The organism is uncultured Bradyrhizobium sp., from assembly GCF_936928535.1.
Lineage (GTDB): Bacteria > Pseudomonadota > Alphaproteobacteria > Rhizobiales > Xanthobacteraceae > Bradyrhizobium.
In genome coordinates, this window is sequence record NZ_CAKZHY010000074.1 from 1 (window position 1) to 15,633 (window position 15,633).

Here is a 15,633-nt window from a genome sequence, read left to right on the forward strand (position 1 = left end):
ATGGTGTTGCGTTGGTAGGTAGTGCCTTTGGCGACAAGTTGAGTTACTCCTTCGGCGCATTTGAAGGCGACAAAATATTCTTCTTCAGTGGTGTGAATGCACAGTCGCAGAATAGTACGGCTGCTACAACAGCACGGGCTTCTGACTCCTTGATGTATGCAGGCCGTGTTCAAGTGGACTTCTGGGATCCAGAACCAGGCTACTACGGCACAGGTAACTACCTGGGTACCAAGGATATTCTGGCTGTAGGTATTGCAGGTCGCTACAAGAAAGACGGTGCAATTTCTGCCGCTGCCGACAAGGGTGATTACTCATCATACAGCGTTGACTTCCTGCTTGAGAAAAAAGGTGTTGGTCCGGGTGCAGTCTCTGTAGAAGCTGCTTACTACGACTATGACACGGATGGCGTATTCCTGAGCGAGCAAGGCAAGGCGTACTCCGCTGGCGCTGGTTATATATTCAACGACACAGTCGGTGTTGGTCGCTTCCAACCTTTTGTTCGGTATCAAAAGTTTGATGCTGACAGCAAAGTTGACACCAAAAAATACGACTTGGGTACGGCTTACATTATTGATGGCTACAACGCCCAGGTCAGTGCTTTCTATTCCAATCTTGATGTGACGGGTGCATCCAAGGTCAATAGCTTCAACGTCGCTATGCAGTTCCAGTTCTAACCTTCAATTAGAGGAGATGCCACAAGATGAAAACCCTTGTAAAACTCGATCTTGATAAAAAGCCATGGGAACAGGACGGCCAGATTCACAATCGCTGGCATCCCGATCTGCCGATGATTGCCATGGTGAAGCCTGGTGATGAATTCCGGGTGGAGTGCATGGATTGGACTGGCGGTCAGATCAAGAACGACGACAGTGCAAACGACATTCGTGATGTGGATCTGTTGCAAGTGCATTACCTGAGTGGCCCGATTGGCGTCGAAGGTGCCGAGCCGGGCGATTTGATGGTGGTGGAGATTCTGGATGTAGGCACGCTGGAAGATTCGCAGTGGGGTTTCAATGGTTTGTTTGCCAAGGAAAATGGCGGTGGTTTCCTGACCGATCATTATCCTGAAGCACGCAAGTCGATCTGGGACTTCCACGGCATTTACACCACTTCGCGCCATGTGCCCAACGTCAAGTTCGCCGGCATCATGCACCCAGGTCTGATCGGTTGCCTGCCATCCCGCGAGTTGCTGGATACCTGGAACAAGCGCGAAGGCGAGCTGATTGCAACAGATCCTGAGCGCGTGCCACCACTGGGCCTGCCACCAAATGCGCAAGCTGCCGTGATGGGCAAGATGACCGGTGAAGCTGCCAAGGCGGCTGCGATGGAGGGTGCGCGTACCGTGCCGCCACGCGACCACGGTGGTAACTGTGACATCAAGAACCTGACCAAGGGTTCCAAGGTATTTTTCCCGGTCTACGTCAAGGATGGCGGTCTCTCCATGGGCGACCTGCACTTCTCGCAGGGCGATGGCGAAATCACGTTCTGCGGCGCGATTGAAATGGCTGGTTACCTCGATATCAAGGTCAGCCTGATCAAGGATGGCGTCAAGAAATACGGCATCAAGAATCCGGTGTTCCAGCCTAGCCCATTGACCCCCAACTATCGCGATTACCTGATTTTTGAAGGTATTTCGGTGGATGAGCAGGGCAAGCAGCATTACCTGGATGTGCATGTGGCTTACCGTCAGGCCTGCCTCAATGCCATCGAGTACCTCAAGAAGTTTGGTTACAGCGGTGCGCAGGCCTTGTCGATTCTGGGCACAGCGCCGGTAGAAGGCCATATCAGTGGCGTGGTGGATATCCCGAATGCGTGCGCCACCTTGTGGTTGCCGACCGAGATCTTTGACTTCGACCTGAAGCCTAATGCCGATGGACCGAAAATCATGGTCGCCAGCGGTCCTGACCTGGCCAAAGCCAGCTGATCAGAACGTCGTCGACTAGCGTAAATAAAGGGGAAGCCGGTATGCCTGTATATGAGTATCACTGTGAAAGTTGTGGCGTGTTTTCTGCACTGCGCAAGATGTCCGAATCCAGCCAGCCTGCCGTCTGCGAAAGCTGTGGCGGCATGGGCGAGCGGATTCTGTCAGCACCCAACCTGGCCATTCTTGGCAAGGCACAGCGCAGCGCTCACGAGCGCAATGAGCCAGGCGTACGCCGTCGCTCCAGTTGCGGGTGCACGGGTTCTCATACCTGCAAGCCATCCGGTGGCGCCACCAAAGAGAAATCAGCAGGTGGTAACAACGGTTTGCAGATGCAAACCAAAAAAACGGCAAGGCCGTGGATGCTGGGGCACTAGCCCCTTTATCCCCGCCTTTGCTGCAAGCAGTTTTTCGTAGGGCAGATAAGGTTAGCTTCACTTTCAACTAGGAGAAATTTATGAGTACCAATGATAGACGTCGATTCATGACTAAAGTGGGCGCCCTGACCGGCGCACTGCTGGCGGTCAGCATGGTTTCCGGCATGGGCAGCGCTTTTGCCGAGGACTTTCCTACTGCCAAGGTGAACACCACCAAGCTGGCCGTGACCGACAAGACCGTCAAGGTCGGTATTCTGCACTCGGCTACCGGCACCATGGCCATCAGTGAAACGGGTTCTATCCAGGCTGAAAAGCTGGCGATTGCCCAGATCAATGAAATGGGTGGCGTACTCGGCCGCAAGATTGAAATCATTCAGGAAGACGGCGCCAGCGACTGGCCGACCTTCGCGGAGAAGGCCAAGAAGCTGCTCGTCAACGACAAGGTTGCGGCCATCATGGGCTGCTGGACTTCGGCCTCGCGCAAGGCCGTGCTGCCGGTCGTCGAGCAGTACAACGGCATGCTCTACTACCCGACCTTCTATGAAGGCCTCGAGCAGTCCAAGAACGTGATCTACACCGGCCAGGAAGCAACCCAGCAGATCCTCGCCGGCCTGAACTGGATCGCCAAGGAGAAGGGCGCCAAGAGCTTCTTCTTCATCGGCTCCGACTACATCTGGCCGCGCACCTCGAACAAGATCGCGCGCAAGCATGTCGAGAACGTGCTGAAGGGCAAGGTCGTCGGCGAGGAGTACTATCCGCTCGGCAACACCCAGTTCAACTCGGTCATCAACAAGATCAAGCTGACCAAGCCCGACGTCATCTTCACCGACGTTGTCGGCGGCTCCAACGTCGCCTTCTACAAGCAGCTCAAGGCCGCCGGTATCGACCTCTCCAAGCAGGCGCTGCTCACGATCTCGGTCACCGAAGACGAAATCGACGGCATCGGCGGCGAGAACATCGCCGGCGCCTATGCCTGCATGAAGTACTTCCAGTCGCTCGACAATCCGAACAACAAGGCTTTCGTGCCCGCGTTCAAGAAGATGTGGGGCGAGAAGACCGTGATCGGAGACGTCACCCAGGCTGCCTATCTCGGCCCGTGGCTGTGGAAGTTGACGGTCGAGAAGGCCGGCTCCTTCGATGTCGACAAGATCGCGGCGGCATCGCCCGGTGTCGAGTTCAAGGGCGCGCCGGAGGGCTATGTCCGCATCCACGAGAATCATCACCTCTGGTCGAAGACCCGGGTGGGACGCGCCAAGCTCGATGGCCAGTTCGAGCTGATCTACGAGACCGCCGACCTCGTCGAGCCGGATCCGTTCCCCAAGGGCTACCAGTAAGCGACACGGCGTCGAGCGCTGTTTCCCTAAAGCTTAAGCAGCTCCCTGGCGTGGACAGCAACTCCACGCCCAAGACCCCCGCGTCGCGAATTTTCTCGCGGGACCCTATTCCCTGACGGAGGACATCGATGTTCGGCGACTATTCGCTTGGTGATCTTGGCTCCATCTTCGTCATGCAGGGCTTTGCAGGACTGATCCTGTTCTCTGTCTACGTCCTGATGGCGCTCGGTCTTGCGATCATCTTCGGCCAGATGGGCGTCATCAACATGGCCCATGGCGAGTTCATGATCCTCGGGGCCTACGTCACCTGGATGACCTCGAACTTCTTCCAATCCTACTTGCCGAGCATGTTCAGCGGCTACTTCTTCCTCGCGATGATATTAGCTTTCGTCGCCTCGGGTGCGCTTGGAATGCTGGTGGAATGGGTGCTGATACGGCACCTCTACAAGCGTCCGCTCGATACGCTGCTTGCGACCTGGGGCCTCAGCCTGATGCTCCAGCAGGCCTATCGCTCGGTGTTCGGCGCGCGCGAGGTCGGTGTCGAACTGCCGCAATGGATGCTCGGTTCGCTACAGGTCACTGATAGCATCGAAGTGCCGATCAACGGCGTCTTCGTGATGTGCCTGACCGTGCTGATCACCATCAGCGTCGCCTATGTCATGTACAAGTCGCGCTGGGGCCGCCAGGTCCGCGCCGTCGTGCAGAACCGCATCATGGCCGGCGCGGTCGGCATCAACACCGAGAAAGTCGATCGCTACACCTTCGGTCTCGGTTGCGGCATCGCCGGCGTCGCCGGCAGCGCCTTCACCATGATCGGCTCGACCGGACCGACCTCGGGCCAGCTCTATATCGTCGACACCTTCCTCGTCGTGGTGTTTGGCGGCGCCGCGAGCTTGCTCGGCACCATCGCCTCGGCCTTCTCGATCTCGCAGACGCAATCCACCCTCGAGTTCTTCATGTCGGGCTCGATGGCCAAGGTGCTGACGCTGCTCGCCGTTGTCGGAATCCTGATGCTGCGGCCGCAGGGACTGTTCGCCCTCAAGGTCCGCAAGTGAGAAACAGAGGCTGATGCAATGACCGACAATCGGTTCTTCAATCGATCGGAGCTCATCGGAATTCTGGCGCTCGCGGTCTTCCTGGTGGTGGTGCTGCCGCTCACGCTCGACGTCTTCAGGCTCAATCTGGTTGCGAAATACCTGACCTATGCCTTCGTCGCGCTGGGACTGGTGATCTGCTGGGGCTATGGCGGCATTCTCAGCCTCGGCCAGGGCGTGTTCTTCGGCCTCGGCGGCTACTGCATGGCGATGTTCCTCAAGCTCGAGGCCTCGAGCGTTGAGAACACCAAGATCCAGTCTACGCCGGGCATCCCCGACTTCATGGACTGGAATCAGATCACGGCGCTGCCGTTCTTCTGGAAGCCGTTTCACAGCCTCACCTTCACCATCGCGGCGATCGTCCTGGTGCCCGGCATCTTCGCCCTGATCATCGGCACCGCGATGTTCAAGCGCCGCGTCGGCGGCACTTACTTCGCCATCATCACCCAGGCGGTCGCGGCGATCCTCACGATCCTAATCGTGGGCCAGCAGGGCTACACCGGCGGCATCAACGGCATGACCGATTTGCGCACGCTGAAGGGATGGGACATCCGGCCCGACCACGCCAAGATCGTGCTGTATTTCTTCGAGGTCGGCTGCCTGTTCGTCTGCATCATGGTCGCGCAGTTCGTCCGGCACTCCAAGCTCGGGCGCATCCTGGTCGCAATGCGCGAAAAGGAAGATCGGGTCCGCTTCTCGGGCTACAGCGTCGCGAACTTCAAGATCTTTGCCTTCTGCATCGCTGCTGTCTTCGCTGCGATCGGTGGTGCGATGTTCGCTCTCAATGTCGGCTTCATGTCACCGTCCTTCGTCGGCATCGTGCCGTCGATCGAAATGGTGATCTACACCGCGGTCGGCGGCCGGCTGTCGATCCTGGGCGCGGTCTACGGCACGCTGCTGGTGAATTTCGCCAAGACCAGTCTCTCAGAGACCTTCCCCGAATTGTGGCTGTTCGGCCTCGGCGGCCTGTTCATCGCCGTGGTGCTCGCGTTCCCGAACGGTCTTGCCGGGATCTGGGGCGATTACGTGCAGCCGCGCATCGATCGCCTGATTTCGTCGCGCAAACCCAAGCCGGAAGGTTGGACCGACAGCTCGGTCGCCGACGGCGCCCCGGCCGAGTGAGGATATCATCATGCTTGTAGGCCACCAGCCAAAAGAGTTCCTGCTCGCGGTCGAAGCCCTGACGGTCTCGTTCGACGGCTTCAAGGCGGTCAACGATCTCTCTTTCTACGTCGACGAGAACGAGATCCGCGTCATCATCGGCCCGAATGGCGCCGGCAAGACCACCGTGCTCGACCTGATCTGCGGCAAGACCAAAGCAACATCAGGCTCGATCCAGTTCCGCGGCAAGGAGCTGACGCGGATGAGGGAGAACGAGATCGTGAAGGTCGGGGTGGGCCGCAAGTTCCAGAACCCGTCGATCTACGACGATCTCACCGTGTTCGAGAATCTCGAGATCTCCTTTCCGCGCGGCCGCTCAGTGTTCGGCGCGCTGACCTTCACCCGCGATGCCGCCGTGCGCGACCGGGTGCACGAAGTCGCCGAGATGATCTTCCTGAAGGACAAGCTGAACATGAGCGCCGATCTGCTCAGCCACGGTCAGAAGCAGTGGCTCGAGATCGGGATGTTGCTGATCCAGGACCCGGATCTGTTGATGCTCGACGAGCCCGTTGCCGGCATGAGCGTGTCCGAACGCGCCAAGACCGCCGAACTCCTCAATCGCATCATCAAGAACCGCTCGGTGCTGGTGATCGAGCACGACATGAAATTCGTCGAGGACATCGCGCACAAGGTCACCGTGCTGCATCAGGGCCAGATCCTCTCGGAGGGGACCATGGAGAAGGTGCAGAACGATCCCAAGGTCATCGAAGTCTATTTGGGACATTGATCATGGTGAACAAGTCTGAAGCGGCCGCGACAGTGCACCTCTCCCCTTGTGGGAGAGGTCGGATCGCGCAAGCGATCCGGGTGAGGGGTATCTCTCCGCGAGTCAAACTGCCTGCCGTATTCGCGGATGCAGACCCCTCATCCGTCGCGGGCTACGCCCGCGCCACCTTCTCCCACAAGGGGAGAAGGGAGAAACACCAAGCCTAAGGAGCAGGTCGATGCTGGCAATTTCCGATCTCCACGTCGCCTACGGCCAGAGCGAGGTGCTGCACGGCCTCAACGTCAAGGTCGCACCCAATGAGATCGTCGCGATCATGGGCCGCAACGGCATGGGCAAGACCACGCTGATGAAGTCGCTGATGGGCATCCTTCCCACCAGGAGCGGTTCGGTGACGATGGACGGCGCCGAGCTCGGCGGCCTGCCGAGCTATGAGCGTGTCGCCAAGGGCCTCGCTTATGTGCCGCAGGGGCGCATGATCTTCTCCACCATGACGGTGAAGGAGAACATCGAGACCGGCCTCGTCGTCTCAGGTGGCGCCGATGTGCCAAGCGATATCTATGAGCTGTTTCCGGTGCTGCTCGAGATGAAGGGCCGTCGCGGCGGCAATCTTTCCGGTGGCCAGCAGCAGCAGCTTGCGATCGCCCGCGCGCTGGCGACCAAGCCCAAGGTGCTGCTGCTGGACGAGCCGACCGAAGGCATCCAGCCATCGATCATCAAGGACATGGCGCGGACGCTGAAGCGCATCCGCGACGAGAAGGGTCTGTCGATCGTCGTGTCCGAACAGGTTTTGAGTTTCGCGCTCGATATCGCCGACCGCGTACTGGTGATCGAGAACGGCGAGATCGTGCGCGACGATCCACGTGACGCCGTCGATGCCGCACAAGTCTCGAAATATCTGTCCGTCTAACCAACCGTAGTAAAGGGGAGCTTCTCGATGCCAGAGACACTGATCAAGGTCGATCTCACCAAGTCGGCTTACGAAAATGACATGGTGCACAACCGCTGGCACCCCGACATCCCGATCGTGGCCTGGGTCAATCCCGGTGACGACTTCATCATCGAGACCTACGATTGGACTGGCGGCTTCATCAAAAACAACGATTCCGCCGACGACGTCCGCGACATCGACCTGTCGATCGTGCACTTCCTGTCCGGCCCGATCGGCGTCAAGGGCGCCGAGCCCGGCGATCTTCTGGTCGTCGATCTGCTCGACGTCGGTCCGATGAAGGAGAGCCTGTGGGGCTTTAACGGCTTCTTCTCCAAGCAGAATGGCGGCGGCTTCCTGACCGACCATTTCCCGCTGGCGCAGAAGTCGATCTGGGACATCAAGGGCCTCTACACCTCGTCGCGCCATGTGCCCGGCGTGAATTTCGCCGGCCTGATCCATCCCGGCCTGATCGGCTGTCTGCCCGACCCGAAGATGCTGGAGACCTGGAACAAGCGCGAGGCAGAGCTGATCTCGACCAATCCGACCCGCGTGCCTGGCTTGGCCAATCCGCCGTTTGCCGCGACCGCGCATGGCGGCCGTGCCAAGGGTGATGTCAAGGCCAAGATCGGCGCGGAAGGCGCGCGCACCGTGCCGCCGCGCGAGCATGGCGGCAATTGCGACATCAAGGATCTCTCCCGCGGTTCGAAGATCTACTTCCCGGTCTATGTGCCGGGCGCGGGTCTCTCGATGGGCGACCTGCACTTTAGCCAGGGCGACGGCGAGATCACCTTCTGCGGTGCGATCGAGATGGCCGGCTGGTTGCATCTGAAGGTCGAAGTGATCAAGGACGGCATGTCGAAATACGGGATCAAGAATCCGATCTTCAAGCCGTCGCCGATCACGCCGAACTACAAGGACTATCTGATCTTCGAAGGCATTTCGGTCGACGAGGCCGGCAAGCAGCATTATCTCGACGTCCACATCGCTTATCGCCAGGCCTGCCTCAACGCGATCGAGTATCTCAAGAAGTTCGGCTACTCCGGCGCCCAGGCCTATTCGATCCTCGGCACCGCACCGTGTCAGGGCCACATCTCGGGCGTGGTCGACGTGCCAAACGCCTGCGCCACGCTGTGGCTGCCGACCGAGATCTTCGACTTCGACGTGATGCCGTCGTCGGCGGGACCGATCAAGCACATTACCGGCGATATCCAGATGCCGATCTCGCCAGACAAATGACGACGCCGCGCTCCCTCTCCCCGTCCTCAAGGGGAGAGGGGCTTTCTCCGCGCGTCCTGTCACCAAATGCGTAGGAATCAATCATGCCGGTCTATGAATATCTCTGTGACAATTGCGGACCCTTTAGGGATCTGCGCCCGATGGCGGAATGCGACGATCCGCAGGACTGCCCGCATTGCGAGGTCTCATCGCCGCGCGTGATCCTGACCGCGCCGAACTTCTTCTGCATGCCGGCGGACAAGCGCAAGGCGCACGCCGTCAACGAGCGCAGCTCGCATGCGCCGCAGACGCTGGCGCAATACAAAGCCTCGCATGGCCCGGGCTGCGGCTGCTGCTCGTCGGGCAAGACCCTCAAGGACAAGAACGGGACGGACAGGAAGAAGCCCGCGCGGCTGATGACCAAGAGCAGGAGTGGCGCCAAGGGCTTTCCCACCGCGCGGCCCTGGATGATCAGCCACTAACCCCAAGCAAAGAAAAAACAGGAGCGTCCACCATGCTTCACGGCGATATCTCCAGCAGCAACGACACCGTCGGCGTCGCGGTCGTCAATTACAAGATGCCCCGCCTGCACACCAAGGCCGAGGTGCTCGACAACGCCCGCAAGATCGCCGACATGCTGGTGGGCATGAAGGCAGGCCTGCCCGGCATGGACCTGGTGATTTTCCCCGAATATTCCACGCAAGGCATCATGTACGACTCCAAGGAGATGTACGAGACGGCCTCCGCCGTGCCCGGTGAGGAGACCGCGATCTTCGCGGAGGCTTGCCGCAAGGCAAAGGTGTGGGGCGTGTTCTCGCTGACCGGCGAACGCCACGAGGAGCACCCGCACAAGGCGCCGTACAACACGCTGATCCTGATGAACGACAAGGGCGAGATCGTCCAGAAATATCGCAAGATCATGCCGTGGGTGCCGATCGAGGGCTGGTACCCCGGCAATTGCACCTATGTCTCCGAAGGTCCGAAGGGGATGAAGGTCAGCCTGATCATCTGCGACGATGGCAATTTCCCGGAGATTTGGCGCGACTGCGCCATGAAGGGTGCCGAGCTGATCGTGCGCTGCCAGGGCTACATGTATCCCGCCAAGGAGCAGCAGGTCCTGATCTCCAAGGCGATGGCCTGGGCCAACAATGTCTATGTCGCGGTCGCCAATGCCGCCGGCTTCGACGGCGTCTACTCTTACTTCGGCCATTCCGCGATCATCGGCTTCGACGGCCGCACGCTCGGCGAATGCGGCGAGGAGGAATACGGCATCCAGTACGCCCAGCTCTCGAAGCATCTGATCCGCGATGCCCGCCGCAACGGCCAGTCGCAGAACCATCTCTACAAGCTGGTTCATCGCGGCTACACCGGCATGATCAATTCTGGCGAGAGCCCGCGCGGCGTCGCGGCCTGTCCCTATGATTTCTACAAGAACTGGATCGCCGATCCCGAAGGCACGCGCGACATGGTCGAGGCGATGACGCGCTCGACCGCGGGCACGGCCGAATGCCCGATCGACGGCATCCCGAACGAGGCCGCGCCGAGCAATTACTAGGAGCGCTTTCGCGGCGTCGACGTTCGGCGACGAGGTCTCGAGCCTCACGCGCACCTCGACCGGCAAGGGTGTCGTCCGCTACAGCTGGTAGGCTCTATCGCTTCGGCTGCGTCGGCTTGCGCGGTGGGCGCGGGGCGGCCGCGGGAGCCGGCGTTCCGCTCATCTTGTTGGCGGCTTCGCTGACATCGAGCAGCGAGCGACGGGTGTCCTCGAGGAAGCTCGCCGATTTCTTCTTCATGGTGTCGGCGAGCTCGTGCAGCCCCTTCACCTTGTCGAACAGCTCGTCGGCCTTGCCGTCGACGAAACCCGGCACCGCGCCCTCGATTTTCGAGACCGCCTTGTCGAAGCCTTCAAATGCATTGTCGACCTTGAGCATCACGGCGTCGATCTCCTCGCCCTTGCCGGTGAGATCGGCGGTGTAGTTCTCGAACGTACGCAGGCCGTCCTTGATCGCGGGCGCGTTGCTGACGATCGTGCGGTCAACGCTATGCAGCGTGTCGACAATGGATTCAGCATCGCTGAGATCGGCGGTCAGCACGGGGATGCCGTCCGAGTCCAGCGGCACCGATGGCGCCGAGGGGGCGCCGCCAATCAGCGAGACCGCGGCAACGCCGGTAAGGCCCTGGAACTCGATGCCGGCGACCGTGTCCTTGCGGATCGGCGCGGTGTTGTCCAGCGACACCAGCGCCACGACCTTGCGCGGACTCTGCAGCTGGATCGACAGGATCTGGCCGGCGGGCACGCCGTCGAAATTGACCGGACCGCCGCGGCGCAGGCCGCTCGCCGAACCGCCTTCGAAAACGACGCGCAATTGGCTGCGGCTCTGGCTGGCCCGCCATTTCTGCACGCCGAGCAGGCCGCCGAACGCGACGGCGATCACCGTCAGCGTCGCCGTTCCGATCACAAGATTGCTCGCGCGTGCCATGAAATCGAGTCTACGGCCAATGCCGGGAAGTTGGAAGGAGGCAGTCATGGTACGTAGGCCGGGTTAGCGAAGCGTAACCCACCCTTGGTCGCCGCATTTCTTGCTGAAAAGGGCGGATTACGCTGCGTTAATTCGCCCTGCGCGACATCAATGGCCGGCGGCGCGCTTCGCGGCGGCGTTGTTCAGCACGATCAACGCGTCGACGGCCACGCCCGTCCTGGCATTGATCAGGAACGGATTGACGTCGATCGAGGCGATCCGGTCGCCGGCATCCGCGATCAAATTGGACAGACCGACCAGCGCCTTTACGGCCGAGGTCTCATGCAGCGCAGGCTTGCCGCGATAGCCGCGCATCTTGATGCCGGCCTTGGTCCGGCCGATCAGAAGCCGCGCCTCGGCCTCGTCCAGCGGGGCGCCGGCGAGAGCCACGTCCTTCATCAGCTCGATATCGATGCCGCCAGTGCCGAACAGCACGACGGGCCCCATCTCGGCATCGAGCGAGGCGCCGACCACGAGCTCGAGATCCGCCTTGACCTGCTGCGCGATCAGGATGCCGTCGAGCTTCGGTTTGCCCTTCAGCTTCTTGACCCGCGCCGTGATGTCGGCAAACGCCTTCTTCACCTCAGCCGCGCTGTTGAGATTCAACACCACACCACCGATGTCGGATTTGTGCAGGATCTCGGCGCTGACGACCTTTGCCACGACCGGAAATCCGATCTGCTTGGCGATCTCTGCGGCTTCCGCGGCGGTCTGCGCGATCGCCTCCTTCGAAACCGGGATGCCATAGGCCTTCAGCAGCCTCTTGGAAGCGACCTCGTCGAGCGCGGCACCGCGCGCCGACTTCAACGCCTTCTCGAGCAGGGCGCGTGCTGCCGGCTTCGAGCTCGAGACGATGTCGGGTACCTCCTTGCGCAGCGTCGCATAGGCGAGCAGCGATTTGATCGCGGTCACCGCACGGTCCATGCCCTGCATCACCGCCAGATGCGGCAACGACTTGCGCAGACCCTTGGTGAATTCGGTGAAGCCGATCGACATCGCGCTGATATAGATCACGGGCTTTCCGGCCCGGCTCGCCATCTCGTTGACGATGCGCAAGTTTCGTTCGCGTTGTTCATGCGGCGTCTTCGGAAACTCGGCGTCGATGATGACGATGTCGATATGGGGATCGTCGATCATCAGCTTGATCGACTTCATGTAGACGGAGGGATCGACCACCGCGGCAAAGCCGGCGTCGAGCGGATTGCCGACGATCGAACCCGGTCCGAGCATCTTGCCGAGCTCACTGCTGACATCGGGGCTCAGTGGCGAGAAATTCAGGCCTTGTGCATAGAAGGCATCGATCAGCATGCCGCGCTTGCCGCCCGACAGCGTCACTGCCGCAAGCCGGTCACCTTTGGGGACGGCAGCGTGGACGAAGCATTCGGTGGTCTCGATCAGTTCGTCGAGGCCGGCCACGCGGATCACACCTTCACGCGTTGCAATCGCATCGAACGTCTCGATCGAGCCGGCGAGTGCGCCGGTGTGTGCCATCGCGGCGGCACGTCCACCCTCCGATGATCCGAGCTTGAGTGCGATCACCGGCTTGCTGGCCGCGCGCGCGGCCTTGCAGGCATCGCGAAACGCCTTGGTATTGCGCACGCCCTCGAGATAGACCACGATCACCTTGACGCTCGGATCCTCGGCGAAATAGCGCATCAGGTCCGGTGTCTCGAGTCCAGTCTCGTTCCCGGTCGTCACCATGTAGCCGACACCGACGCCGCGATCTTCCAGCGCCTGCCTGATCGCCATGACGATGGCACCCGATTGCCCGGCGATCGCCACCGCGCCTTGTTCCATGGTGACGGAGCGGTCGTCGATATTGGTGAAGAGCTTTTCGCCGGCGCTTAAGTTGCCGAGGCAGTTCGGACCCGTGACGGCCAACCCCGTCTCGCGCACCGCCTGTTGCAGCTCAGTGGCGAGCCTCTGGCTCTCCTCATCCTGCAATTCGCTGAAACCCGAGGTGACGATGGTCGCAGACCGCGCACCGGCAGCTGCGGCGTCGCGGATCACCTGCACGGCAAAGCGCGCGGGCACCAGCACGAGGACGTGGTCGGGCTTTTCCGGCAGGCTCGCAAAATCCTTGTAGCAGGGTACGCCCCAGATGCTCTCGCGCTTGGCATTGACAGGATAAAGCCCGCCCTCGAAGCCGTATTTGACCAGATTGTTCCAGATGCGCTCGGCGTAATTGCCCGGCTTGTCGGTCGCGCCCACCAGCACGATGTTGCGTGGATGCAGCATGGCGTGGATGCCCTTGACGATGTCGCCGGCATCTGATGGTGGCGACCATGGTCGGACAGGAACCGACGCTGCAGAGACCTGAGCTTCCATGGCGTGACCTCACGTGTTGTTCTTCTTGGGGCGCGTCAGCCAATCGTATGGTGAGTTGACAGGAGTGGCAACCGGCGGCGCTGCATGCCGTCCGGCGGAATGCGCGGCGCAGCGCGCGCAACAGCGTCGTCCTCAGTAGCGCAGCACGCCCAGTTTGTAGCCGTAATGATAGGCCACCTGCCGGAGCAGATAAGGCGCAATGGCGCGCCTGATCTGTATCTGTGTCGGATCAAATCCGAGGACGCGACGCCGCAGGATGCCCATTTCTTTGACGCCGACGGCGTAGGTTGCCGCCGTCTTCTGTGCGTCATGGATCCGGAAGCAGGAAAGAAACCGCGGCATGCGAACGAATTTGAATCCGGCTGCCTGTGCGCGCAGGATGAAATCCCAGTCCATCGCGAAATGAAAGCTTTCGTCGATTGGACCGATCTTGTCCCACACGCGCTTGCGCCAGAACATCGTCTCCTGCGGAATGTAGTCGGCATATTGCAGTGTCTTGCCATCGTGGGGAGGCAGCACCGCGCGACCAACTTCAAGCCCATCGCTATCGATGAAGATGCGGTTGCCGTAGACGATGTCGACATCGGGATGCGATATGAAATAGTTGACGACATGAGCGAGCGTCCCGGGCAGCAGCATGTCGTCGCTGTTGAGATAGGCCATGATCTCGCAATCGACGCCGGCAAAGCCGAGATTGATGGCGTTGGATTGGCCCTTGTCCGGCTCGCTCTTCCAGCTGATGCTGTTGCCGCGGCTCTTCAGGAGATCAACCGTGCCGTCGATCGAGGCGCCGTCCTGCACGTGATAATGAAGGTTCGGGTAAGCCTGGTTGACGATGCTGTCGATCGTGGCGCCGATATACTGCGCATGGTTGTAGCTCGGCGTGACTATGGCGATCCGGGGCGCCCCCGCAGGGATCGCAGGCGAGGACTTGAACGCGTTGAGGTTGAGCAGGCGCGGCAGATATTGCTCGAAGGTCCACATCGGCGGTCGCCGCCAGAGGCCGCGAAGCGAGGCGCGTCTCTGACCGGCCGCAACGAGAGCCAGGTTCCGCTCCAGCAACGCGACGCGGTTTTCCAGCTGCTCCAAACGATCTTCGAGACGCTGCCTGAACTGTTCGTCCATCTACCCCGTGTTCCCGCCCGGCTCCGCCGCAAAGACCCGCAGGCCTTCTTATAGGTCTACCGACGACGGCGCCAGTTCAGCGGTTTATCACGTCAGGTCCGTCAGTAAGACTTGCGAGGGCAAAAGCAATCTCAAACCTCGCGATTGCGAACGGCTATTCACGATAGTCTATCAAGGTCGCGTGCAGCAGGTAACGTTCGGGGCCGGACGCGATGGCGTCGAATGGCCAGCAAGTCGCAAGGACAAGCTCGAAACCTTGGGTCTCGGGATCGATACCCGATGCGTCGAAACGCACGATCGCCGAGGAATCCGCGCGATAACGAAAGCGGTGGCCGTCACTGCGTGTGACATCGATCACATCACCGATGGCGACATTCCGCAGGAAGCGGAAATGTGTATCGCGATGGGCCGCATAGACGACAACCCCGCGCTCACCGGCATCGACCGTTCGGTGGATGTGACCGGGCCCGAAGGCGAGCGCCTGGCCGCTTGTGCCTTCCAGCACGATCGCGCTGGCGCCGATCCGCTTCACCTCGATCCGCGCCACCGGCCAGGTGTCGGCCCAGGACCATGGCTTGACCGGCTGACCGGTCGCAATGCTCCGTTCGAACGCACGCTCCAGTAGCACCTGCGCGAGCCAAGCCTTGGCGTGGATGTAGGCGCCATCACCGAACAGGATCGTTCCAACCAGCGCCAGGATCAGCGGCGAGATGACGCGGGGCATTGCTTCAATTCCCGTGATTGCGAGGAGCCCTTGCGACGAAGCAATCCAGACTGCCTCAGCGGATGGATTTCTGGATTGCTTCGCTTTGCTCGCAATGACGAATTCGGTTGAGACGGCGTGTTCCAAAAAAAGGCGCGCGCAGCCGTTGGTTTCGGGACGGGCAGCCGCGCGCGCCAAGCA

Annotated in this window: 14 protein-coding genes and 1 pseudogene; 11 read left to right on the top strand and 4 right to left on the bottom strand. The window is 60.6% G+C overall.

Annotation, left to right across the window (positions count from 1 at the left end; genetic code table 11):
• From Q0687_RS11060 to Q0687_RS11110, 11 genes and pseudogenes are all read left to right on the top strand, one after another.
• Positions 1-674: pseudogene (locus Q0687_RS11060) on the top strand (porin); the annotation flags it as partial.
• A gap of 26 nt (positions 675-700) precedes the next feature.
• Positions 701-1,924: a formamidase gene (fmdA, locus tag Q0687_RS11065; protein ID WP_015829545.1), complete on the top strand. Its 1,224-nt coding sequence runs from the start codon at positions 701-703 to the stop codon at positions 1,922-1,924.
• A gap of 41 nt (positions 1,925-1,965) precedes the next feature.
• Positions 1,966-2,298 (top strand): zinc ribbon domain-containing protein, encoded by a 333-nt coding sequence (locus Q0687_RS11070; RefSeq protein ID WP_298875980.1) that lies wholly within the window; start codon positions 1,966-1,968, stop codon positions 2,296-2,298.
• A 152-nt stretch (positions 2,299-2,450) separates the two neighbouring features.
• Entirely contained in the window at positions 2,451-3,632 is a 1,182-nt protein-coding gene (urtA, locus tag Q0687_RS11075) for an urea ABC transporter substrate-binding protein (protein WP_298876087.1), read from the top strand.
• Between the two features lie 128 nt (positions 3,633-3,760).
• Positions 3,761-4,687 (top strand): urea ABC transporter permease subunit UrtB, encoded by a 927-nt coding sequence (urtB, locus tag Q0687_RS11080; protein WP_298875983.1) that lies wholly within the window; start codon positions 3,761-3,763, stop codon positions 4,685-4,687.
• A gap of 18 nt (positions 4,688-4,705) precedes the next feature.
• Entirely contained in the window at positions 4,706-5,848 is a 1,143-nt protein-coding gene (gene urtC, locus Q0687_RS11085; RefSeq protein WP_298875986.1) for an urea ABC transporter permease subunit UrtC, read from the top strand.
• Between the two features lie 10 nt (positions 5,849-5,858).
• Positions 5,859-6,614: an urea ABC transporter ATP-binding protein UrtD gene (gene urtD / locus Q0687_RS11090; RefSeq protein WP_298875992.1), complete on the top strand. Its 756-nt coding sequence runs from the start codon at positions 5,859-5,861 to the stop codon at positions 6,612-6,614.
• Positions 6,615-6,831: 217 nt separating this feature from the next.
• Entirely contained in the window at positions 6,832-7,521 is a 690-nt protein-coding gene (gene urtE, locus Q0687_RS11095) for an urea ABC transporter ATP-binding subunit UrtE (protein WP_298875995.1), read from the top strand.
• Between the two features lie 27 nt (positions 7,522-7,548).
• Positions 7,549-8,778: a formamidase gene (gene fmdA / locus Q0687_RS11100; RefSeq protein ID WP_298875999.1), complete on the top strand. Its 1,230-nt coding sequence runs from the start codon at positions 7,549-7,551 to the stop codon at positions 8,776-8,778.
• An 83-nt stretch (positions 8,779-8,861) separates the two neighbouring features.
• Complete coding sequence (locus Q0687_RS11105; protein ID WP_298876001.1) at positions 8,862-9,239, top strand: zinc ribbon domain-containing protein; 378 nt, start codon at positions 8,862-8,864, stop codon at positions 9,237-9,239.
• Positions 9,240-9,271: 32 nt separating this feature from the next.
• Positions 9,272-10,312, top strand: coding sequence for an aliphatic amidase (locus tag Q0687_RS11110; RefSeq protein ID WP_212241148.1), 1,041 nt, complete (start codon positions 9,272-9,274; stop codon positions 10,310-10,312).
• 94 nt (positions 10,313-10,406) lie between these two features.
• Here the strand turns inward: Q0687_RS11110 and Q0687_RS11115 are convergent, their stop codons facing one another.
• The 4 genes from Q0687_RS11115 to Q0687_RS11130 form a co-directional block, all read right to left on the bottom strand.
• Complete coding sequence (locus Q0687_RS11115; protein WP_298876010.1) at positions 10,407-11,237, bottom strand: MlaD family protein; 831 nt, start codon at positions 11,235-11,237, stop codon at positions 10,407-10,409.
• A gap of 147 nt (positions 11,238-11,384) precedes the next feature.
• On the bottom strand, positions 11,385-13,604 hold the full coding sequence (locus Q0687_RS11120; RefSeq protein ID WP_298876013.1) for an acetate--CoA ligase family protein: 2,220 nt from the start codon (positions 13,602-13,604) through the stop codon (positions 11,385-11,387).
• 132 nt (positions 13,605-13,736) lie between these two features.
• A complete protein-coding gene (locus tag Q0687_RS11125) occupies positions 13,737-14,729 on the bottom strand; it encodes a glycosyltransferase (RefSeq protein ID WP_298876016.1) in 993 nt (330 codons plus the stop codon).
• Between the two features lie 154 nt (positions 14,730-14,883).
• Positions 14,884-15,453 (bottom strand): class GN sortase, encoded by a 570-nt coding sequence (locus tag Q0687_RS11130; RefSeq protein WP_298876021.1) that lies wholly within the window; start codon positions 15,451-15,453, stop codon positions 14,884-14,886.
• Between the last annotated feature and the right edge of the window lie 180 nt (positions 15,454-15,633).

What these genes read in the sequence shown, in the direction of transcription:
- fmdA (WP_015829545.1), top strand. Translation starts at nt 701, where the DNA reads ATGAAAACCCTTGTAAAACTCGATCTTGATAAAAAGCCATGGGAACAG.
- Q0687_RS11070 (WP_298875980.1), top strand. Translation starts at nt 1,966, where the DNA reads ATGCCTGTATATGAGTATCACTGTGAAAGTTGTGGCGTGTTTTCTGCA.
- urtA (WP_298876087.1), top strand. Translation starts at nt 2,451, where the DNA reads ATGGTTTCCGGCATGGGCAGCGCTTTTGCCGAGGACTTTCCTACTGCC.
- urtB (WP_298875983.1), top strand. Translation starts at nt 3,761, where the DNA reads ATGTTCGGCGACTATTCGCTTGGTGATCTTGGCTCCATCTTCGTCATG.
- urtC (WP_298875986.1), top strand. Translation starts at nt 4,706, where the DNA reads ATGACCGACAATCGGTTCTTCAATCGATCGGAGCTCATCGGAATTCTG.
- urtD (WP_298875992.1), top strand. Translation starts at nt 5,859, where the DNA reads ATGCTTGTAGGCCACCAGCCAAAAGAGTTCCTGCTCGCGGTCGAAGCC.
- urtE (WP_298875995.1), top strand. Translation starts at nt 6,832, where the DNA reads ATGCTGGCAATTTCCGATCTCCACGTCGCCTACGGCCAGAGCGAGGTG.
- fmdA (WP_298875999.1), top strand. Translation starts at nt 7,549, where the DNA reads ATGCCAGAGACACTGATCAAGGTCGATCTCACCAAGTCGGCTTACGAA.
- Q0687_RS11105 (WP_298876001.1), top strand. Translation starts at nt 8,862, where the DNA reads ATGCCGGTCTATGAATATCTCTGTGACAATTGCGGACCCTTTAGGGAT.
- Q0687_RS11110 (WP_212241148.1), top strand. Translation starts at nt 9,272, where the DNA reads ATGCTTCACGGCGATATCTCCAGCAGCAACGACACCGTCGGCGTCGCG.
- Q0687_RS11115 (WP_298876010.1), bottom strand. Translation starts at nt 11,237, where the DNA reads ATGGCACGCGCGAGCAATCTTGTGATCGGAACGGCGACGCTGACGGTG.
- Q0687_RS11120 (WP_298876013.1), bottom strand. Translation starts at nt 13,604, where the DNA reads ATGGAAGCTCAGGTCTCTGCAGCGTCGGTTCCTGTCCGACCATGGTCG.
- Q0687_RS11125 (WP_298876016.1), bottom strand. Translation starts at nt 14,729, where the DNA reads ATGGACGAACAGTTCAGGCAGCGTCTCGAAGATCGTTTGGAGCAGCTG.
- Q0687_RS11130 (WP_298876021.1), bottom strand. Translation starts at nt 15,453, where the DNA reads ATGCCCCGCGTCATCTCGCCGCTGATCCTGGCGCTGGTTGGAACGATC.